At 70.8% G+C, this 17,948-nt stretch carries 20 protein-coding genes, 1 tRNA gene, 4 pseudogenes and 1 riboswitch; of the genes and pseudogenes, 7 read left to right on the top strand and 18 right to left on the bottom strand.

The features are described from left to right. Positions 1 to 78: 78 nt before the first annotated feature. The 5 genes from ACMATS_RS05360 to bioB form a co-directional block, all read right to left on the bottom strand. Positions 79 to 957: an LLM class F420-dependent oxidoreductase gene (locus ACMATS_RS05360; protein ID WP_414167066.1), complete on the bottom strand. Its 879-nt coding sequence runs from the start codon at positions 955 to 957 to the stop codon at positions 79 to 81. Positions 958 to 1,057: 100 nt separating this feature from the next. Next, a complete protein-coding gene (locus tag ACMATS_RS05355; RefSeq protein WP_390778598.1) occupies positions 1,058 to 1,744 on the bottom strand; it encodes a class I SAM-dependent methyltransferase in 687 nt (228 codons plus the stop codon). A 119-nt stretch (positions 1,745 to 1,863) separates the two neighbouring features. Next, positions 1,864 to 2,574, bottom strand: coding sequence for a dethiobiotin synthase (gene bioD, locus ACMATS_RS05350; protein WP_414167065.1), 711 nt, complete (start codon positions 2,572 to 2,574; stop codon positions 1,864 to 1,866). 90 nt (positions 2,575 to 2,664) lie between these two features. Next, positions 2,665 to 3,969: an adenosylmethionine--8-amino-7-oxononanoate transaminase gene (locus tag ACMATS_RS05345; protein WP_414167064.1), complete on the bottom strand. Its 1,305-nt coding sequence runs from the start codon at positions 3,967 to 3,969 to the stop codon at positions 2,665 to 2,667. Further along, positions 3,962 to 5,140, bottom strand: a complete 1,179-nt coding sequence (bioB, locus tag ACMATS_RS05340) for a biotin synthase BioB (protein ID WP_390778601.1) — start codon at positions 5,138 to 5,140, stop codon at positions 3,962 to 3,964. The genes ACMATS_RS05345 and bioB overlap by 8 nt, the downstream gene beginning before the upstream one ends. A gap of 157 nt (positions 5,141 to 5,297) precedes the next feature. Between bioB and ACMATS_RS05335 the strand changes: the two genes are divergently transcribed. Continuing rightward, entirely contained in the window at positions 5,298 to 6,458 is a 1,161-nt protein-coding gene (locus tag ACMATS_RS05335) for an 8-amino-7-oxononanoate synthase (RefSeq protein WP_414167063.1), read from the top strand. A gap of 15 nt (positions 6,459 to 6,473) precedes the next feature. Here ACMATS_RS05335 and ACMATS_RS05330 read toward each other — a convergent pair whose 3' ends face one another. Continuing rightward, complete coding sequence (locus tag ACMATS_RS05330) at positions 6,474 to 6,725, bottom strand: DUF397 domain-containing protein (protein WP_390778603.1); 252 nt, start codon at positions 6,723 to 6,725, stop codon at positions 6,474 to 6,476. Positions 6,726 to 6,735: 10 nt separating this feature from the next. Continuing rightward, positions 6,736 to 7,614 carry a helix-turn-helix domain-containing protein gene (locus tag ACMATS_RS05325; RefSeq protein ID WP_414167062.1) on the bottom strand — a complete coding sequence of 293 codons (879 nt, stop codon included), beginning with the start codon at positions 7,612 to 7,614 and terminating at the stop codon, positions 6,736 to 6,738. A gap of 279 nt (positions 7,615 to 7,893) precedes the next feature. Between ACMATS_RS05325 and ACMATS_RS05320 the strand changes: the two genes are divergently transcribed. Next, the gene (locus ACMATS_RS05320) at positions 7,894 to 8,322 is read left to right on the top strand and encodes an ATP-binding protein (RefSeq protein ID WP_390778605.1); all 429 of its coding nucleotides are present in this window, start codon (positions 7,894 to 7,896) and stop codon (positions 8,320 to 8,322) included. A 79-nt stretch (positions 8,323 to 8,401) separates the two neighbouring features. On the opposite strand, the gene ACMATS_RS05315 is transcribed toward ACMATS_RS05320, so the two are convergent. From ACMATS_RS05315 to ACMATS_RS05300, 4 genes are all read right to left on the bottom strand, one after another. Beyond that, positions 8,402 to 8,875 carry a C40 family peptidase gene (locus tag ACMATS_RS05315; RefSeq protein WP_336413639.1) on the bottom strand — a complete coding sequence of 158 codons (474 nt, stop codon included), beginning with the start codon at positions 8,873 to 8,875 and terminating at the stop codon, positions 8,402 to 8,404. Positions 8,876 to 8,878: 3 nt separating this feature from the next. Further along, positions 8,879 to 9,068: riboswitch (cyclic di-AMP (ydaO/yuaA leader) on the bottom strand. Positions 9,069 to 9,349: 281 nt separating this feature from the next. Continuing rightward, complete coding sequence (locus tag ACMATS_RS05310) at positions 9,350 to 9,661, bottom strand: hypothetical protein (protein WP_390778606.1); 312 nt, start codon at positions 9,659 to 9,661, stop codon at positions 9,350 to 9,352. A 5-nt stretch (positions 9,662 to 9,666) separates the two neighbouring features. Further along, positions 9,667 to 10,305, bottom strand: coding sequence for an ATP-dependent Clp protease proteolytic subunit (locus ACMATS_RS05305; protein ID WP_390778607.1), 639 nt, complete (start codon positions 10,303 to 10,305; stop codon positions 9,667 to 9,669). 99 nt (positions 10,306 to 10,404) lie between these two features. Further along, positions 10,405 to 10,611, bottom strand: coding sequence for a hypothetical protein (locus ACMATS_RS05300; protein ID WP_414167061.1), 207 nt, complete (start codon positions 10,609 to 10,611; stop codon positions 10,405 to 10,407). Between the two features lie 96 nt (positions 10,612 to 10,707). On the opposite strand from ACMATS_RS05300, the gene ACMATS_RS05295 reads away from it, so the two are divergent. Both ACMATS_RS05295 and ACMATS_RS05290 read left to right on the top strand, forming a co-directional pair. Beyond that, on the top strand, positions 10,708 to 10,956 hold the full coding sequence (locus tag ACMATS_RS05295) for a hypothetical protein (protein WP_414167060.1): 249 nt from the start codon (positions 10,708 to 10,710) through the stop codon (positions 10,954 to 10,956). Positions 10,957 to 11,549: 593 nt separating this feature from the next. Beyond that, positions 11,550 to 11,681, top strand: a pseudogene (locus tag ACMATS_RS05290) (coenzyme F420-0:L-glutamate ligase); the annotation flags it as partial. Here ACMATS_RS05290 and ACMATS_RS05285 read toward each other — a convergent pair. The 5 genes and pseudogenes from ACMATS_RS05285 to ACMATS_RS05265 form a co-directional block, all read right to left on the bottom strand. Then, entirely contained in the window at positions 11,656 to 11,997 is a 342-nt protein-coding gene (locus ACMATS_RS05285; RefSeq protein ID WP_414167059.1) for a helix-turn-helix domain-containing protein, read from the bottom strand. The pseudogene ACMATS_RS05290 and the gene ACMATS_RS05285 sit on opposite strands and share 26 nt — an antisense overlap. A 54-nt stretch (positions 11,998 to 12,051) precedes the next feature. Continuing rightward, positions 12,052 to 13,839 carry an RICIN domain-containing protein gene (locus ACMATS_RS05280; RefSeq protein WP_414167058.1) on the bottom strand — a complete coding sequence of 596 codons (1,788 nt, stop codon included), beginning with the start codon at positions 13,837 to 13,839 and terminating at the stop codon, positions 12,052 to 12,054. 397 nt (positions 13,840 to 14,236) lie between these two features. Further along, positions 14,237 to 14,310 (bottom strand) — tRNA-Met (locus tag ACMATS_RS05275). Positions 14,311 to 14,469: 159 nt separating this feature from the next. Beyond that, positions 14,470 to 14,790: pseudogene (locus tag ACMATS_RS05270) on the bottom strand (terminase, large subunit); the annotation flags it as partial. A 33-nt stretch (positions 14,791 to 14,823) separates the two neighbouring features. Then, positions 14,824 to 15,306: pseudogene (locus ACMATS_RS05265) on the bottom strand (transposase); the annotation flags it as partial. 30 nt (positions 15,307 to 15,336) lie between these two features. Here ACMATS_RS05265 and ACMATS_RS05260 point away from each other — a divergent pair. The 3 genes and pseudogenes from ACMATS_RS05260 to ACMATS_RS05250 form a co-directional block, all read left to right on the top strand. Further along, positions 15,337 to 15,522 (top strand): annotated as a pseudogene (locus ACMATS_RS05260) (transposase family protein); the annotation flags it as partial. A 44-nt stretch (positions 15,523 to 15,566) separates the two neighbouring features. After that, positions 15,567 to 15,929: a transposase gene (locus tag ACMATS_RS05255; RefSeq protein ID WP_414167057.1), complete on the top strand. Its 363-nt coding sequence runs from the start codon at positions 15,567 to 15,569 to the stop codon at positions 15,927 to 15,929. Continuing rightward, a complete protein-coding gene (locus ACMATS_RS05250) occupies positions 15,926 to 16,051 on the top strand; it encodes a hypothetical protein (protein ID WP_414167056.1) in 126 nt (41 codons plus the stop codon). The genes ACMATS_RS05255 and ACMATS_RS05250 overlap by 4 nt, the downstream gene beginning before the upstream one ends. Positions 16,052 to 16,579: 528 nt before the next feature. Here ACMATS_RS05250 and ACMATS_RS05245 read toward each other — a convergent pair. Together ACMATS_RS05245 and ACMATS_RS05240 are read right to left on the bottom strand one after the other, a co-directional pair. Further along, positions 16,580 to 16,777 (bottom strand): hypothetical protein, encoded by a 198-nt coding sequence (locus tag ACMATS_RS05245; RefSeq protein ID WP_414167055.1) that lies wholly within the window; start codon positions 16,775 to 16,777, stop codon positions 16,580 to 16,582. A gap of 498 nt (positions 16,778 to 17,275) precedes the next feature. Beyond that, complete coding sequence (locus ACMATS_RS05240) at positions 17,276 to 17,854, bottom strand: Uma2 family endonuclease (RefSeq protein WP_414167054.1); 579 nt, start codon at positions 17,852 to 17,854, stop codon at positions 17,276 to 17,278. Positions 17,855 to 17,948: the final 94 nt, after the last annotated feature.

The raw sequence follows: 17,948 nt of genomic DNA, 5'->3' as shown, positions 1-17,948 counted from the left end.
CACGGGGACAACCCTTCGCGGTGACGAAGAAGAACGGATGTCCCCATGGTAAAGGATCGGCAAAGTCCCTTCGGTGGGTCAGCTCCCCTGCAGCTCCTCGATCACCGGGGCGAAGGCCTCCAGGTACGGCTCCAGGATCGTGAAGTAGGAGAAGCCATAGTGCTTGCGGTGGGCCCGGAGGCTGTCGGCGATCTCCTTGACCGAGCCGGTCAGCAGGGAGGGGTGGTCCAGGAAGTCCTCGACGCCGAGCTCCTCGCGGTAGCCCATCAGCTCGCGGGCCTTGACGCGCGGGTCGCCGCCGACCGCCACGATCTGGACGAGGAAGTTGAGCTCGGCGGGCTCGGCCCGGTCGCCCTCGAAGGCCCGGAAGGCCGCGACGCTCTCCGCCAGGCCGGCGGGGGCGAGGGGCCGCGGCTGCCCGTCGGGGCCGGTGCCCCCGCCGGTGAACGCCATGATGTCGGCGTGCTGCGCGGCGATCCGCAGCACCCGCTTGCCGTTGCCCCCGGCCAGCAGCGGGACGCGCGGCTGGACGGCCGCCGGCCCGTGCTCGGGGTCGCCGAGCAGCCGGCGCACCTCGGTGAGGGTGCGCTCCAGGTGGTCGACCCGCTCGCGGGGCGAGCCGAACGGCAGCCCGGCGCTGTCGTGTTCGGCCTGCACATAGCCCGCGCCGAGCCCCAACTCCAGCCTGCCGTCGGTGAGCAGGTCGGTCGAGGCCACCTCGCGGGCCAGGAGCGCGGGGTTCCAGAAGCCGGCGTTGAGGACGAACGTGCCCACCCGCGGCCGCTCGGTGGCCTCGGCCGCGGCGACGAGCGCGGGGAACGGGGCGGGCATGCCGAGGTGGTCCGGCACGAGAACGACGTCGTAGCCGAGGGCCTCGGCCTTGCGGCACTTCTCGCGCCACGCGGCGCGGGTGCCGATGTCGAGCATGTTGACACCGAAACGGAACGGGCGCGTCATGAACTCCCCCTGAGTGCTTGGCCCTCCGGCGTACCGGAGGGCGCCTCCGATCTTGGGGGAGAATACCTCAGCGGCTCCTCGTGTCGATCATGGCCCGGGCTCAGCGCCGCAGTTCGGGCTCCGCGGGTCGCACGGCCGTGCCGAGGAAGCAGGGCGAGGACGGTGTGGGCACCCGGGTCTGCGGCACCTTCAGACGGCGGTAACTCCCCAGTTCGAAGCCCGCTTCGGTGAGCGCCGCCAGCGGGTCGCGGGAGGTGTGGCAGCCGCCGAACAGCAGCGGCCAGACGGTGTGGTCCAGCGCCCGCTGCACGGAGGCCAGCGCCGGGCCCTCGGCCAGGCCGTGCTCGAAGAACCGCAGTTGACCGCCAGGCCGCAGCACCCGGCGCAGCTCCGCCAGCGACCGCCGCACGTCCCGCACCGAGCACAGCACCAGGGAGACCACCGCCGCGTCGAACGCCTCGCTCTTGACCGGCAGTGCCTCCGCCGCCCCCGGCACCACGTCCACCGGCACTCCGGCCCGGACCGCCGCCTCGGCCGCCATCAGCCGCAGCCGGCGCTCCGGTTCGATCGCCACCACCTCCGAGACCGACCCGGGATAGTGGGCGAAGTTGAGCCCGTTCCCGGCTCCGATCTCGATCACCCGGCCCGAGAGCCCCGCCAGCAGCTCGTCCCGGTGCGCACCGATTCCGGCCCGTTCATCCATGATCGGGCTGAACTTTCCGTAGAACCGTGCGAAGACGGGGTGATGCACGGCGTCGTGCGGCGTTCTGGTGCTGCGGAGCGGCATGGCACAACCCCTTCCCGGGGGAACGACAGCTACCGCGATTGTTCCCCCGTGCGGCACCCTCGGCACCGTCGGCGCGCCGCAATGTCCCGTGCTGCCGGGGCAGTTGTGCAGGAAGGGGCTTACGAGGCGCCGGTGAACACGGCCGCGTCCCAGGTGCCGTACAGCTCCGGGGCCAGCCAGCCCGGTGCCGCCGCCCGGAACTCCTCCGGGGTCAGCCCGCCCGCCCCCTCGGGGACGGCGCCGGCCAGCGGGGCGTCCGCCACCACGGGGAAGTCCACGACGTTGCAGCGCACGGCCAGCCCGGGCTCGGCGGGCCAGCTGCCGATCACGACGCCCGCGCAGCGCAGGCCCCTCGCCCGCAGCGCCTCCGCGGTGAGCTGGGTGACGTTCAGCGTGCCGAGGCCCGCCTGGGCCACCACCAGCACGGGCGCGTCCAGCAGCTTCGCCGCGTCCGCGAGCGTGCTGCCCGCGTCGTCGAGGTGCACCAGCAGTCCGCCCGCGCCCTCGACCAGGACCAGGTCGTGGTCCTTCGCGAGCTCCTCCGCCGCCTGCGCGATCTCCGCCGGCCGTACCGGTTCCCGGCCCGAGCGGCGGGCCGCCGTGTTGGGCGCCAACGGCTCCGGGAACCGGGCCAGTTCGACGCCCGTCACCGCTCCCGCCAGCCGCTCGACCTCCGCGACGTCCCCGGGCTCGCCCGGGGCGACGCCGGTCTGCGCGGGCTTGAGCACGGCGACGGTACGGGCTTGCGCCCGGGCTGCGGCGGCGATGGCGGCGGTTGTCACCGTCTTGCCGATTTCGGTGCCCGTTCCCGAGACGATCAGAACCGACATCGGATGTCTCCTTTCCTCGACCCGCGCCCCAAAGGGGCACGGGGAACTGCGCGACCAGCCACGGCCGGCCCGCAGTCGACGTACTGCGGTTCAGCCCTCCCGCGCGACAGCGCACACCGCTGCGCAGATCCGCGCCACATCGTCGTCACCGCTGACATACGGCGGCATCGTGTAGACCAGATCCCGGAACGGCCGCAGCCACACGCCCTCGTGCACCGCGGCACGGGTGGCCGCCGCCATGTCCACCTGGTGGTCGAGCTGGACGACGCCGATGGCCCCGAGCACCCGGACGTCCCGGACCCCGGGCAGCCCGGCCGCCTCCGCGAGCCCGTCCTGCAGCCCGGTCTCGATGCGCTTGACCTCCGTCCGCCAGTCCTGCTGCAGCAGCAGGTCCAGGGACGCGTTGGCGACCGCCGCCGCGAGCGGATTGGCCATGAACGTCGGGCCGTGCGCCAGCACCGGCACCTCGCCCTGCGAGATGCCGTCGGCCACCCGCGGGGTGCACAGCGTCGCCGCCATCGACAGATAGCCGCCGGTCAACGCCTTGCCGACGCACATCGCATCGGGGGTGACCCCCGCGTGCCGCGCCGCGAACAGGGCGCCGGTGCGCCCGAATCCGGTGGCGATCTCGTCGAACACCAACAGGACGTCGTACTCGTCGCACAGGTCGCGCAGCACCTGCAGATACGCGGGGGAGTGGAAGCGCATCCCGCCCGCGCCCTGCACCACGGGCTCCACGATCACCGCGGCCAGCTCATGGGCGTGACGCTCCATCAGCTCCCGCAGGTGTGCCGTGTACGCCGGGTCGGCCCCGGCGTCGAACCCGGCCGGCGGCGCGTCCGCGAACACCTGCCGCGGCAGCGCCCCCGACCACAGCTCGTGCATCCCGCCGTCCGGGTCGCACACGGCCATCGGCTGCCAGGTGTCCCCGTGGTACCCGCCGCGCCAGGTCATCAGGCGCCGTTTGGCGGGCCGCCCGACGGAACGCCAGTACTGCAGGCACATCTTGACGGCGACCTCGACCGCCACCGAGCCGGAGTCGGAGAGGAAGACGTGCTCGAGCCCTTCCGGCGCGATCTCCACCAGCCGGGCGGCCAACCGCACGGCGGGCTCGTGGGTGAGCCCGCCGAACATCACATGGCTCATCCGCCCCAACTGCGCCTGGACGGCCTCGTTGAGCACCGGGTGGTTGTAGCCGTGCACGGCGGCCCACCACGACGACATCCCGTCGACCAGCTCGTCCGCGCCGTGCACCGGCTGCGCCAGCCGCAGCCGGACGCCGGACGCCGACTCCACGATCAGCGGCTCCTGCCGGCCCGGCATCGGGCCGTAGGGGTGCCAGACGTGCTGCCGGTCGAGGGCCAGCAGCCGCTCGGGAGCGAGGGGCTCAGGCATTGGGCGGCAGGTCCGTCCCCGCGCCCCGGCGGCGCACGGCGACCAGGTCGGTGCGGGCCTCGTCGGGCTCGGCCTGTGCCGCGGGTGCGGCCTGCGCCTGTGCCGCCGGCTCCGTGTCCCCGTCCCCGCACGGACCGCAGCTCCCGCCGCCGCAGCCCGCGGCGTCGGAGCGGTGGGCGGGCAGGGTGGTGGTGTCCATGTCCTCCACCTCGAAGCCCGCGTCCGCGATCATCGCCAGGTCGGCCCTGCCCTCCTGGCCCTCGCTGGTCAGGTAGTCGCCCAGGAAGATCGAGTTGGCCAGGTGCAGGGCCAGCGGCTGCAGCGAGCGCAGGTGGATCTCCCGGCCGCCCGCCAGGCGCACCTCCACGTCCGGGTGCACGAACCGCACCATCGCCAGGATGCGCAGCGCGCGCTGCGGGGTGAGGTTCCACTCCTTGGCCAGCGGCGTCCCCTCGAAGGGGATGAGGAAGTTGACCGGTACGGAGTCGACGTTCAGCTCGCGTAGCGAGAAGACCACGTCGACGAGGTCCTCGTCGGTCTCGCCCATGCCGGAGATCAGCCCGGAGCAGGCCGACATGCCCGCTTCCTGCGTCTTGCGCACGGTGTCGACGCGGTCGGCGTAGGTGTGCGTCGTGGTGATGTCGGCGTACGTCGCCTCGGAGGTGTTGAGGTTGTTGCTGTAGGCGTACACGCCGGCGTCGCGCAGCCGCTCCGCCTGGCCCTCGGAGAGCAGGCCGAGGCAGGCGCACACCTCGACGCCCTCGTTCTGCTCCTTGATCGCCTCGATGGTCTTCGAGACCCGGTCGATGTCCCGGTCCGTCGGCCCGCGGCCGCTGGCGACCAGGCACACGCGCTTGGCGCCGCCGGCCACCCCCGCGGCCGCCGCCTTCGAGGCGTCCTCGGGCTTCAGCCAGGTGTACTTGAGGATCCCGGTCTCGGAGCCGAGCCGCTGGGAGCAGTACGAGCAGTCCTCGGGGCAGAGCCCGGACTTGAGGTTGACGAGGTAGTTGAGCTTCACCCGCCGCCCGAACCACTTCCGGCGCACCCTGCCCGCCGCCGCCACCACATCGAGCAGTTCGTCGTCGGAGGTCGCCAGCACGGCGAGGGCCTCTTCGCGGGTCGGCAGCTCGCGCCGCAACCCCTTCTCCACCAGCGTGTTCAGCAGGTCCATGGCGGAGATCCTTGCTCACGCCACCCGTTCCGGCCAAGGAGAGATCGCACAAGACGGGCCGATTCACGTGTGTGTATCACCACATCCCGCGACAGGCCCCCCGGCGACTACCTTGCGGTGCAAACCCACTTCGGCACCGAGGACGCAGAGGACGCACATGCACCGAGCAGACCGGGACCCGTTCGACTGGATCGACGCCCAGCACGAGCGGCTGCGGGCCGCGGGGCTGGTACGGACCCTGCGGCCCCGGCAGGCCGGTGCGTCCCCCACCGACCTCGCGGGCAACGACTACCTGGGCCTGTCCCGGCACCCAGAGGTCACCGGGGCGGCGGCGGAGGCGGCCCGGGTGTGGGGCGCGGGCGCCACCGGCTCCCGGCTGGTGTCCGGCAGCACCGGGCTGCACGCCCGGCTGGAGGAGGACCTGGCGGAGTTCTGCGGCTTCGAGGCGGCGCTGGTCTTCTCCTCCGGCTACGCCGCGAACCTGGCCGCCGTCACCGCGCTGTCCGGGCCCGTCGGCAGCGGCACGCTGCTGGTCTCGGACGAGGGCAACCACGCCTCGCTCATCGACGGCTGCCGGCTGGCGCGCGCGGAGAAGGCGGTCGTCCCGCACGCCGATCCCGAGGCGGTCCGCAAGACCCTTGCCGCGCACGGCGGGAGGGCCCTCGCCGTCACGGATTCCGTCTTCTCGGTGGACGGTGACGCCGCCCCGCTGCCCGCCCTCGCGGACGTCTGCCGGGAGGCCGGTGCCGCCCTGCTCGTCGACGACGCGCACGGGCTCGGCGTCCTGGGCGAGGGCGGCCGGGGCGCGGTGCACGCGGCGGGGCTCGCGGGCGCGCCGGACGTCGTCACCACGGTCACCCTGTCGAAGTCGCTGGGCAGCCAGGGCGGTGCGGTGCTCGGCCCGGCCCGGGTCATCGCCCACCTCGTCAGCACCGCGCGCACCTTCATCTTCGACACCGGTCTCGCCCCCGCGGCGGCCGGCGCCGCGCTGGCCGCCCTCGGGGTGCTGCGCCGGGAGCCGGAGCGCGCGCACCGGGTCCGGGCCGTGGCCCGGGAGATCCACCGGCAGGTGACGGAGGCCGGGCTCGGGGCGGTGCGGCCGGACGCGGCGGTGGTCTCGGTGCAGGCCCCGTCGCCGGAGACGGCGGTGCAGTGGGCGGCGGACTGCCGGGAGGCCGGGCTCGCGGTTGGGTGCTTCCGGCCGCCGTCCGTGCCCGACGGCATCTCGCGGCTGCGGCTGACCGCCCGGGCGGACCTGTCGGACGCGGAGGTCGCCCTGGCGGCCGGAACGGTCGTACGGACCGCTCCGGCGGTCTGAATCCCTTGGCAGCGGTCAGAGTTCGAGGAGAGCCCCGCCGTTCAGGCCCGAGACGAAGCGGGTCCAGGCGGCGGGGGTGAACAGCAGGGCGGGGCCCCTCGTGCGCTGCGCATCGCGCACGGCGAGGAACCCCGGCCCGATCGTGGCCGTTTCGACGCAGTTGTTCATTCCGGTGCTGTAGCTGCTGCGGTGCCAATCCGAAAGGTGTGCAGGGCAACGTGCTGAATGTGGCGCATGAGAGGGAGCGATCCGCGGCATTGCGGACATGTTGAACTCCTCACCCGCCGACGCCGTTCCCGGCGATCCCGGCGATGAAATCCAACGAGTTCTCGTGCGAGAGGGCGTGCGCCCGGAGCGTGGTGAAGGCGGAGCCGTACGCCCGGAGGTCTTCTTTCCGCTCCAGATAGAGGCTACTCGTCAAGTGGTCCAGAACAACCACGTCCAGATCGGCAATGCGTGGGAATGAGAAGATAACGAAAGGCCCGGTGATGCCGATATGGTTGGTCCGGGAGAACGGCAGCACATGCAGCCGCACATGCGGCAGCGAACCCGTGCGCAGCAACTGCCGCAACTGCTCCGCCATGACCTCCGGTCCGCCGACCTCGTGCCGCAGCACCGCCTCGTCGAGCACCGCGCACAACTCCAGCGGCCGCTCCCCGCGCAGCACCGACTGCCGCGCCAGCCGCACCTGCACCAGCTCCGCCACGCGCTGCTCCGGGGGATCGCCGAGCGCCGCCCGGGTCACGGCCCGTGCGTAGGCCGCGGTCTGCAGCAGTCCCGGCACCACCGTGGTCTCCAGGGTGCGCGCCCCGGAGGCCTCCGACTCCAGGCTGATGAAGTCGAGATAGGCGGCCGGCAGCCGGTCGCGGTAGGCGTACCACCAGCCGCGCCGGGCCCCGGCCGCATCCGTGGACCCCGCACCGCACAGCGCCCCCAGCAGCGCCCGCAGTTCGGGGTCCGAGACGCGGTAGGCGTCCAGCAGCCGGGCCACGTCCGACGGCTTCACGCCACTGCTGCCCGTCTCGATCCGGCTCACCTTCGACTGGTGCCAGCCGACCGCTCCCGCGGCCTCCCGGCTGGTCATCCCGGTCAGTTCGCGCTGGCGGCGCAGCTCGGCACCGAGCTTGCGGCGGCGCACCGCGGGTCCGTAACGCATCAGCCCATCCCTCCCCGCGCCCGGCCGTGGTGAGACCTTCACGCCACGGTCACTGCGCGCTTCGTTCACATGCCGGAGTCACGGGACCAGTGTGGTTCCAAATCCGGTCTCCCGTAGCAGAGTTCACCGCTTCGAGCGACAGATATATGCATATCCCGGTGGATCGCTCCCATCCCGGCCGTTATCAGTGGCAGGCTGTCGCGCAGAGCCGCCGGTTCCGTTCCCGACTTCCCTGCACAATGCGGTCGGAGTCCGTCCCGGCGGGAAAGGGACAGCGCCATGGCAGACCACCAGGAAGCAACCGTCACTCTGCCGAGCGCCCCGGCCTCGGTCGCCACGGCCCGTCGCTATGTCGCGGACGTGCTCGCGGAATGGGGCCTCCCGGACGGCTCCGACGCCGCCTACGCGGTACGGCTGATCGTCTCCGAGCTCGTCACCAACGCCGTGCAGCACACCCGGGGCCAGTCGCCCACCTTCACGGTGGAGGTCCGGCTGGAGCGGGAGGAGCAGCTGCGCATCGGCGTCACGGACAGTCACCCGCGCCACCCCCGGCGGCTGCCCGTGGCCGTTCAGCAGGACAACGGCCGGGGCATGGTCATCGTCCGCGCCCTCACCCTGGAGCGCGGCGGCGGGCTCTCCGTCACCCCCACCCCCGACGGGGGCAAGACGGTGTGGATCCGCCTGCCGTGGACGGCTTCCGCCGCCTGATCCGTGTGATCGCGTGATCCGTGCGTCCGGGGCGCGCCCGCGGTGCGCGCCCCGGAGTGCCGTCGTTCCCCGTCGCTTCTCAGTCGTCGACGCGTCCGTACCAGACGTTCCTGGTCCAGATGTGTTCGAGGCGGACCACCGAGCCGGTGTGGGGGGCGTGCAGGATCCTGCCGCCCCCGACGTAGATGCCCACGTGGTAGACGTAGCCGCCGTGGTGGAAGAAGACCAGGTCCCCGGGTTCACGAACCGAAGCGGGGATGTGCTCCGTGCGGTTGTACTGGTCCTCTGCGGTGCGCGGCAGCTGTTTGCCGGCGTGTTTGAAGGAGTAGAGGGTCAGCCCCGAGCAGTCGAAGCGGTATGGTCCCGTCGCGCCCCACTGATAGGGGGCGCCGGCCTTGGACTCGGCGATCTGCAGCGCCCGGTCGGAGATGGTCGAGGCGTCGGCCTTGTTGACGCCGCCAGGCAGGAACATCGTGGCTCCGACTGCGGCGAGGGTCAGGGCCGATGCGGTTTTACCCCTCGACAGCCTTGAAGGACGTTTGTGAGCGCCCATGCCAAACCCTTCGTCAGCCGCCTGTGAAGGATGACCTGTCGGGTTCGGGCAGGCGAAGAATGCCCGGCCGCCTGGGCGGCTTCACCCCAAGGGACGGTCCCGCCGTCCCGTCGTGCTCGGGTCCTCCATCCCTGCCGGTGCACTCGTGTCGACCGGTCGCCCGGGCGGCGGCAGGGTTCGGCGTCCGCCCGGACCGCCCCGCCGTGGTGGCGGGGTCTTGTCGTCGGAGGGATCTTGACGCAGAGGTGACGGCCACGCCGAGCGGAAACCGTGCTATGTGAGCCTCGTCACCTCTGGGCAATTCCGGTGGACGCAGGGCGGTTTGACCATGGCGGAAAATCCGTGCTGAGACCGTCACCTGCGGCGCGATTCCGCCCGCGAGCGCGACGTGCGCGCGGTGATCGGAATGATCACCGCCGCCCGTCTACGGTTCCCTACGCCGTCGGCGGGAAATGGGGTCCTGAAGGTTTTCGCTCATCCGCTCGCCCCCGAGGGCGGCAACATCACTTTCTGTGCCCGGCGTTCACCGTCGAGGACCCGCAACGCCCGCGCCAGCGTGCCCGAATGCACCTCGCGTTCGCCCCGTTCGTACATCAGGACGAGGGCGTCCCGCAGTCCGGTGGCCGCGACCACGAGCGTCTGCGCGGCTCGTAGCCCGCCGTACGTGTGGCGCGTGCGCGATGGGTTGATCCGGCCGAGGAGATCCAGTACTTCCAGATAACGGTCCACGACTTCGCCCTCGGCCCGGGTGAGCGCGGGCAGCGGCGGCAGTTCCGGCGGCCACATCCGCCTCACCTGGCCCCGGGCTGCGCGGACTGCCGGCCGCGGTTCACGACGACGTGGTCGGCCAGGCCGTAGGCCACGGCGCCCGCGGCGTCGAAGACGGTCGTGCGGTCGATGTCCCGCCGGATCCGCTCCTCGCCCTGCCCGGTGTGCAGCGCCAGCATCCCCACGAGGCTGTCGCGGTGGCGCTGCACCTCCTCGGCGTGGAGGGCCAGGTCGGAGGGCTGTCCCTGGACGGGCTCGGGGAGTTCGGGCTCCTGGACGACGAACCGGGCGTGCGGCAGCGCCAGCCGCAGCCCCGGGGTGCCGGCCGCGCACAGCACGGCCGCGACCGGGCCGGCCTGGCCGAGGCAGACGGTCTCGATGTCGCAGCCGATGAAGCGCATCGTGTCGTAGACGGCGCACATGGCGGGGAAGGAGCCGCCGGGCGAGTTGACGTACAGGGAGATGCCGCGCTCGGGCGCCGCGTGTTCGAGGTGCGTGAGCTGTGCGATCACGTCGTTGGCCGCCGTGTCGTCGACCGGCGTGCCGAGCATGACGATCCGCTCGGAGAGCAGCTTGGAGTAGGGGTCGAGCGTCCGCGTGCCGTCGCTCGTCCGCTCGGTGAACTCCGGCAGGACATAACGGGCTGTAGTAGGTCGATGCATGGCATGCCTCCCAGGGGCCGGGCCAGGTGGGCCCTCGCGTCTGTAAAAAATGTACAGGACGTACACCTCGTTAGAATGGGGACGGGTTCTGGTGATCTACTAAAAGTCCCAGGTCAGAGGCCGTTTTTGCTGTTCGCCGAGGGTGGACGTCTCACAAATTTCTCTACGAACTTGCGTTTGGATCACCGGGCGGCAGAGGAAGGCGCCTGCGATGTGACGTCCGGCCGGGTAGATGGTTGCGGCCTTCTCGTAGCGGGTGGCGATGCATCGCCCCTGCTCGATGACCGGGTCCACGAGGGTCTGCATGACCGAACTTGGACATTCATTCGCTCGTGGCCATGGGCAGTGTCGTGTGTGGCCTCAGGCCATAGATGACATGCGCTGCTGCTCGGCCTTGTCACAGTGCTGGGGCAGATCGTCTGGATGCGCCTCGCCCGGGGAGAGGTGGCCTGGGCGCAGGTGGCCCTCCTCGTCGGCGTGACCGCGGCACTCGGCACCGTCTTCGCGCTCAACTTCACGATCGGTCACCTGCGGGCCGCACGCAGGCAGGTCGAGAGGCTGACCGCGCACCGGGAACGGGAACGGGTCGCCCGGGACATGGGCCCCAATAGAAACAGAACAGAGAACCGGCGCAGCTGTCAAAACTTTTGACGGACTGTGGGCAGGGCTGCCACGGTGTGCGGGTGAGCGATGACCCGACGATCGGATTCCTGAAGGCAGACGCGGCGCGGTTCTGTGCTGGCCGGGATGACCTGGCTCCGGCGATTCGGCTGCACGGCCCGTGAGAATGCGAGCTGCAACCCTGAGGCGGGCTGATCATTCAGGCCGCCTGGATCGGGGGAGGGGATCGCACCTGCAAGGGGCACGGATCGGGAAGGCGTGCCACGATGCGATTTCACAGACCCGGTTCGGATGAGTGCCGGATGCTGGCGCAGACTCCGGTGCCCCGTGGTCGAGGTTGAGCCGTGGCGGGAGGGCGAGGCCCGCGTGGTCAACGTCATCGGTGCTGATGGGGTGTCGCGCCCGGCCGTCGTACGAAGGATGGAGTTCTGAACGACGGAAGGCTCGGGCCATCATCGCCGGAGCGCAAATCGCACCCACCACCGGCGCCCAGCTTGATACTGGCTCCCACCATGTCTACTCCAAAGCGATAGGAGACCAGCGTTGAGCGGCTGGGACATGACGCTCCGGGCCCTGCCCGGCATCCCCACATCACGCCCGGCGACGACCTGGGCGCCCTCATTGTGAAGGTCGCCGCCGACGGCCACGACCTCGCCGACGGCGACGTCCTGGTGGTCGCCCAGAAGATCGTGTCCAAGGCAGAGGACCGCGTCGTCCGCCTCGATGCCGTCAATCCCACCAACCGGGCCCGGCACCTGGCCGACCGCACCGGACGTGATCCGCGCCTGTGTCAGCTTTACCTCGACGAATCAGCTTCGCCGGCCTGCCTGGCCGCGGGGCATCGGGCAGCGCCGCGATCCCGCCCTTCTCGAAGCGGTGGATCGCGGCGCGGACCGTGACCGGGTTGCACCCCAGCAAGCCGGCGACGTCGGCGATGGTCCGGCCGTGGCCGAGAAGGCGGATGCACTCGGCGGGCTGCCGGGCATAGCGGGTCAGGTCGCGACGGGCCAACAGCACGTGCAGGTCATGGCGTTGACCTTCGGTCAGTGCGACACGCAGCACCTTCGGCATGGCGTCCCTCCCACAGGACGCCATGCCCCACACGATCAGCCTCACCGGCTCCGCTCAGCTGAGGAAGGTCCAGAGCTGGTTGGTCTGGCCGTTGTCCAGGTAGACGCCGACCCAGCGGCCGTCGCCGGTCAGGTTGCCCAGCACGTCCAGATCCCAGTGGGAATAGGCGTTCATCAGGTGCACGGAGCCGTTGGGCCCGGGTACAAGCTGCCAGTTCTGTGTGGGCTGTCCCGCGCAGTCGTACTGGTCGACCCAGTCACCCGCGGACGCGCTGGTGCCGTTGTGGACGTCCAGGCACTTGCCGGACTCCTCGTTGATGGCGGTGAAGGTGCCAGGGCCGCTGGCATCGAGGTGCCAGTGCTGGTTGGCGCCGCCGTTGGCGGTGTAGGTGACCACGTGGGCGACGTTGTCCCGGGAAGCGCCCTCGACATCGAGCAGCCGCTTGCCGTTGCTGACGCTGGCGATGGTGGACGACTGCCGGTTCGCCAGTTCCCACTCCTGGTTGGTCAGGCGGTTGCAGTCGTAGATGCCGACCGCCGTGCCGTCGCCGGTGGCTCCGCCGAGGACGTCCAGGCAGCTGCTGGAGTGGTAGCCGTTCACGAGCATCCCGGTGGCCGAGTCGTCCGGCGACGGCTTGAAGATCCACTCCTGGGTCGCCTGGCCCGCGCAGGTGTACTCGTCGACCGTGTCCCGGCTCTGCGCGGTGCCGTTGTGGACGTCGAGGCACTTGCCGGTCTGCTCGTTGACCACCGCGAAAGCCGGCAGGTTGAACAGGGGCACCAGACGCCACGTCTGCTCAGGACCCGCCGCGGGCACCGCCGCCCGCCCACCGGTACGGCTGGAGGCGCGGTAGGTGATCAGGTCCGTCTGGTCGGTGGTGGAGCCGCCCGGGACCGCGAGGCGGCGTTCGTCGTTGCTGACGCTGCGCAGCTCGACCGCCCCGGCCGCGGCCCGCAGCGGAAGCGGCAGCAGGCCCACCGGGGCGTGGTCACTGCTCATCGCGTTCAGCCGCTGCCCCTCGTACAGCGCGCCCACGGCCAGCGGCCGTCCGGTGAACATGTAGTCCGCCTCTGACGGGTGGTCGCTGTAGAAGCCGACGGTGGGCTGACCGCTGCGGTACTGCACGGCTCCGGCAGGTGCTGCGACCGGCCGCACATCGGGATCCCGGTTCCAGTCACCCATGGCCAGCCAGTCAGCGCCGGGCGCCGCGGCCTGGATGGCCTGGAGCGTGGACTCCGCGTTGTTCGGCTGCCCGCCCCGGGAGTCGGCGTGCGCGGTCCAGAACGTCGCGTTGCCGTACCGCACCCCGAACGTCGGGCGCGCCCCGGCGGTCGGGGCGTACACGATCTGCTGGGTTCGCCAGCGGGTGACGATGCCCAGGTTGACCCGGTTGCCGCCGAAGTCCGTCTGCAGGTAGTAGATGTAGGCGATGTCCGGGGCGTGCTGGGTGCCCCGGTTCCACCGGTAGACCTCCACGTTCTGTGGGCCACCGGTGGCGATCGTTTGGATGTGCGTTCCCGGCACCACCTGCCCGGGGCCGGCCTCCTGGACCGCGATCATGTTGTAGCCCTGGCCCAGGAGCTGCGGCAGGTCCTCGGTCCACTTGTTGGTGTTGCCGCCGGTGCCGGCGCCCTGCATGTTGTAGGTGGCGGCCTGGACGTCTTCCAGCGTGTTCGGCGGCGGGGGCGCCGCACTCGCCGACGTGGCCGCCGCGAGCGCCAGCCCGACGATCGCAAGGGCCATCGCCACGGCGCCCGCTACGAGCCGGGCCAGCCCGGCCCGTGACCAGGCCCGCCCACCGTCCTTCCCTCCGCCCTGTCTCCGGTCAATGGATAACCGCATCCCGTCCTCCGTTCGCCAGAGCCGCCACACCGCGGCCGACAGGGACACAGAATCGCCCCGCCTGCCGCGCGTTGCACCGGCGACGAGGGTGCCGGTAAGAACCCCGTAATAGATCCCGCCGGCTCATTCCGCGCCTGAACGGAACCGGTGAAGTGCGCCGCCAGTCCTTCCCGGCCCGACCTGGCCGAGGACTCGTGCACGAGAAGGATCAGCAAGCGACTTCGCCGTAACCGCTTAGCAAGCGCCCGGCCCGTCTTCTCAGGCCGGGCTGGGCCGGTACCGCAGATACCCGGCTGACCGTGCAGCGCGGCAACTCCGGCTCCAGGAAGGCCACTACGCCCGTGACCGGACCCGGATGCAGTGAAGGCCCGGCATCTGCCGGGCCTTCACGTGAGAGTAGCGGGGACAGGATTTGAACCTGCGACCTCTGGGTTATGAGCCCAGCGAGCTACCGAGCTGCTCCACCCCGCGTCGGTACGCTGAACAGTACGGCATCGACACGACGGGCGCGAACCAGTTTCCCGACGAGGTGGTGGGCGTGACCCGGACGTCGTAGCCCGGATGCGGAAGGCCGACGAGGATGCCGCGAAGCGCCGGGCCGAAGGCGCAGGGTGCACGCCTCCTTCGCGGTCATCGCCGTCCGGACAACCGGCCATCGTGGTACGAGGTGGACCCGACCGCGCTGTGTATCGGGTCCGCGAGCTGCGTCAGCGCGTGGACGGCGGCATCCATGCGGTCCGGGCTGTCCATGCCGGCGACCCATCGGACCATCTGTTGCTCGAGGGCCGGCCACTGCCGGACGTGATGCACGCGCCCCTGCTCGTACAGCTGGGCGATCGGCTCCGCGCGCAGGCGTTTGCCCTGTTTCGCGGTGACCGAGAGGACCCCGGGCATCAGCATGCCCTCGGTGTGGCCCTCCCGTTGGAGTTCCTGCCATGCCTGCTGCACCACCTGGCGCGACATGTCTCCGCCGAAGTTGGACGCGATGACGACCAGGAGCAGGCCGAGGCCGTCGGTCACGATGTGCCGCTTACGCCCGGGCACCTTCTTCCCGCCGTCGTAGCCCCGTGAGGAGGCCGGCACCGTCGCGGCGGCCCGCACCGACTGCGCGTCAATGATCCCCGCCGTGGGCTCTGCCTCACGGCCTTCGCGCTCACGGACCCGTCCGCGCAGCCGGTCGTGGAATTCGGCGATCAGCCCGTGCTCGCGCCAGCGGCGGAAGAAGGCGTAGACCCGGCCCCAATCAGGGAAGTCCGCAGGCATCGCCTGCCAGGCGATCCCGCCCGCGACCAGGTAGCGGATCGCGTCCAGCAGCTGGCGGTGGCAATAGCCCTCGGGCTGTCCGCCCCGCCCCTGAAGCCAGGCCGGCACCGGCAGCAACGGTCGGATGGCCGCCCACTCCGCGTCCGTCATGTCCGACGGATACCGGCGCATCCGTTCGGGATGATCGGCCGCGTTGCCGTACACGTGCGCGAGGCAATTACACGACTGTGCAGGCGAGTTGTCCCCGACCACTACCAGCGGTTCAACCGGGTCCACGCGCGACTCCGGGCGCCGGGCGAACGTGCCTTCGCCCGGCTGAAGTCCTGGCGCATCCTCCGCCGGACCCGATGCTCCACCAACCGCATCAGCCGCATCGTCCAGGCCGTCCACACCCTGCTGACCTGCAGCTATTCAGGATGAAAGAAGCTCACTGAGGCGACCCCGGCGGTGTGGACACTCTGACAATGGATCTTGTGGATCCGAGGAAGGGCATCCTGGCGGGACGAAGGTCTCCGTATCCGGCGGAGTTCAGGAATGACGCGGTGGCGCTGTACCGGGCCGTGGGAGGGAAGCGCACGTATGCCGCGGTGGCGGCGGATGTCGGGGTGACCGGCGAGATGCTGCGCAGTTGGGTGCGCCAGGCCGACGAGCACGATGGCCGCGCGAGCAGCCACACCGCAGAGGCGGTAGCAGAGAGCCGGGACGAAGAACTGGCGCGGCTGCGGGCGGAGAACGGCCGACTGCGCAAGGCCGAGAAGGAGTGGGAACTCGAGCGGGAGATCCTGCGCCGGGCAGCCCAGTATTTCGCGAAGGAGATGAGGGCATGACCCGCCGCTGGGGCTTCATCTCCGACCATCGCGCCGACTTCGGCGTGCAGCGGATATGCCGGGTCCTTGAGGTCTCGCGCTCGGGCTTCTACCGGTGGCTCGCCGGCGCGAAGGCCCGCTGAAGCATGCGCCGGGCCAGCTCCGGCTTGGTCGCCACCGCGGCCGCCCGCTCGGGCGGAATGCCCTGCTCGACGCCTCCGGAATAGCGCACGGACGGAATAAGCCCCCTCCGCCAGTAGAACGCCCCGTCTTCGTCTGCCCAGTGCTGATGCGGCGGCCGTCGAGGGTGACGGTGATCTGCTCGGTGGTCGGCTCGGTGACCGGGCCGCCGTCGCAGCGCAGCGCCGTGGTGGTGGCTTCGGGAAACCACCGGGCCCCGGGAAACCGCCCGGACACGGACTGCCTCTCCGCGGTTCACCATTTCAAGGGGCGCTCGGGCGTCCTGGACGATTTGCGACGACGCGTCCAGCACATCACCTCCGGGACCTGGCAGGAGCGCACGCCCGCCGTCCGCGAGGAAGCGAACCGCCTGCTGGAGCACATCGCCGAGCACGCCGGCGTGATCAACGCCAGCGATACCCGCTTTGCGTTCCGACGGGTGAGCCTCGACCACCTGCCGTCGGGCTGGGCCGAGGAAGTCCGCGGCATTTTCACAGCCTGGCGGCCGTACGCTCACACCGGCAACCACTGGCGACACCGAGCACGCGCGCCGCGGAAAGGAAGATCACGTGCCACTCGCCGTTTTCCTGGCCGGTCTGACCGGCTCCGAGAACACTATCGTCGCCCAGGCTCTGGTCGGCCGCGGCTTCACCCGGCTGTCCGTGGACGAGGAGGTATTCCGCATCCACGGGCGGTACGGCGTGGACTACCCGGAGAACACGTACTTCGAGCGGGAGCGGCCCGTGGTGGAGGCAATCGGCAACGGGTCGCCAAGGAGATCGAGGCGGGCAACGACGTCGTTCTGGACCATGGCCTGTGGCGCCGCGCCGAACGCGACACCTGGCGGCAGACCGCCGTGGAGGCCGGTGCGCGCCCCTGTAACGCCAGATCCTCGGGTGCGGACAGGTCGGCGGGCTCTCTACCGCCGTGGCCGGCGAGCAGCGGTGCCGCCTTCGACCCGTGCACCAGGATCGCCGTGACCGGGACGGCCCCAGCCCATCGACGCCTCGTGAGGCGCCGCCCCAGCCTGTCATGCCGCCTGCACCCAAGCGACGACAGCATCGTCGAGGGAGTTTCGAGCCCTTCGGTAAGCGTTCACACGGCCCTCGTGAACTGACTTCCGCGGGTTGGGCTCCGACGCCGTCCGCCCTGTTCACGTGGCGGGTGAGGTGCTGGACGCTGGCGTGTCAGCGCACCCAGTCCTTCAACGCTTCGGTGTCCAGGGAGAACCCGACGGGTGCGGGCAGTGTGATGGTCTTGCCGAAGGGGCGTCGGGTGAGTTGTGCGTACGCGTGGCCGTCCGGTTCGCTGTAGACAAGGGTTTCGCAGGCCTCCCGGTCGGTGAGGAGGTAGATCGGGACGCCCGTCTGCGCGTACGCGCCGGGCTTCTCCTCCCGGTCGCGTTTGTCGGTGTCGGTGTCGTACGACGTGACCTCGACGACCATCAGCACCTGGTCGGGGTCGGCCCACTTGCCTTGGCCCGCGAAGGAGCCCTTCACCGCGAGGGTCCCGTCGAGCTTGGCGTGGCCCTTGCAGCAGGTCTCGATCTTCAGGCCGCGTTCGGGGTAAAGCCACAGGTCGGGGCGGTGCTGCATACAGCGTTCCATGAGCCACCGGATGATCTCGTCGTGGTCGCCGTCCGGCACCGCTTTGACCCCCAGCTTTCCGTGGATGAATTCCATCCGGACGCCTTCACGCTCAGCGGCGGCAGCGATGCGCTCGAACTCCTCGGCCAGCATCTGCGGCCGGTTCTCCATGACCGTCACCACACACCTCCCGGCCTCAGCCTAGGGCGACCGGCGGCAGCACGGCGGGCTACCGTACGGGCCCACAGGCGCTGCCTCTGCTCCCACTGAGAGA

The organism is Streptoverticillium reticulum, from assembly GCF_047456005.1.
In the GTDB taxonomy this organism is placed as follows: Bacteria; Actinomycetota; Actinomycetes; order Streptomycetales; family Streptomycetaceae; genus Streptomyces; species Streptomyces reticulum.
The sequence above is the reverse complement of the archived record's forward strand: the minus strand, read 5'-3'. Positions and strand labels throughout refer to the sequence as shown.

Coding starts and splice junctions, on each gene's coding strand:
- ACMATS_RS05360 (WP_414167066.1), bottom strand. CDS start 957: ATGACGCGCCCGTTCCGTTTCGGTGTCAACATGCTCGACATCGGCACC.
- ACMATS_RS05315 (WP_336413639.1), bottom strand. CDS start 8,875: ATGGGCGCTCACAAACGTCCTTCAAGGCTGTCGAGGGGTAAAACCGCA.
- ACMATS_RS05355 (WP_390778598.1), bottom strand. CDS start 1,744: ATGCCGCTCCGCAGCACCAGAACGCCGCACGACGCCGTGCATCACCCC.
- ACMATS_RS05305 (WP_390778607.1), bottom strand. CDS start 10,305: ATGCATCGACCTACTACAGCCCGTTATGTCCTGCCGGAGTTCACCGAG.
- ACMATS_RS05320 (WP_390778605.1), top strand. CDS start 7,894: ATGGCAGACCACCAGGAAGCAACCGTCACTCTGCCGAGCGCCCCGGCC.
- bioB (WP_390778601.1), bottom strand. CDS start 5,140: ATGGACCTGCTGAACACGCTGGTGGAGAAGGGGTTGCGGCGCGAGCTG.
- ACMATS_RS05285 (WP_414167059.1), bottom strand. CDS start 11,997: ATGCCGAAGGTGCTGCGTGTCGCACTGACCGAAGGTCAACGCCATGAC.
- bioD (WP_414167065.1), bottom strand. CDS start 2,574: ATGTCGGTTCTGATCGTCTCGGGAACGGGCACCGAAATCGGCAAGACG.
- ACMATS_RS05325 (WP_414167062.1), bottom strand. CDS start 7,614: ATGCGTTACGGACCCGCGGTGCGCCGCCGCAAGCTCGGTGCCGAGCTG.
- ACMATS_RS05255 (WP_414167057.1), top strand. CDS start 15,567: ATGGATCTTGTGGATCCGAGGAAGGGCATCCTGGCGGGACGAAGGTCT.
- ACMATS_RS05310 (WP_390778606.1), bottom strand. CDS start 9,661: ATGTGGCCGCCGGAACTGCCGCCGCTGCCCGCGCTCACCCGGGCCGAG.
- ACMATS_RS05280 (WP_414167058.1), bottom strand. CDS start 13,839: ATGCGGTTATCCATTGACCGGAGACAGGGCGGAGGGAAGGACGGTGGG.
- ACMATS_RS05300 (WP_414167061.1), bottom strand. CDS start 10,611: ATGCAGACCCTCGTGGACCCGGTCATCGAGCAGGGGCGATGCATCGCC.
- ACMATS_RS05335 (WP_414167063.1), top strand. CDS start 5,298: ATGCACCGAGCAGACCGGGACCCGTTCGACTGGATCGACGCCCAGCAC.
- ACMATS_RS05345 (WP_414167064.1), bottom strand. CDS start 3,969: ATGCCTGAGCCCCTCGCTCCCGAGCGGCTGCTGGCCCTCGACCGGCAG.
- ACMATS_RS05330 (WP_390778603.1), bottom strand. CDS start 6,725: ATGTCCGCAATGCCGCGGATCGCTCCCTCTCATGCGCCACATTCAGCA.
- ACMATS_RS05250 (WP_414167056.1), top strand. CDS start 15,926: ATGACCCGCCGCTGGGGCTTCATCTCCGACCATCGCGCCGACTTCGGC.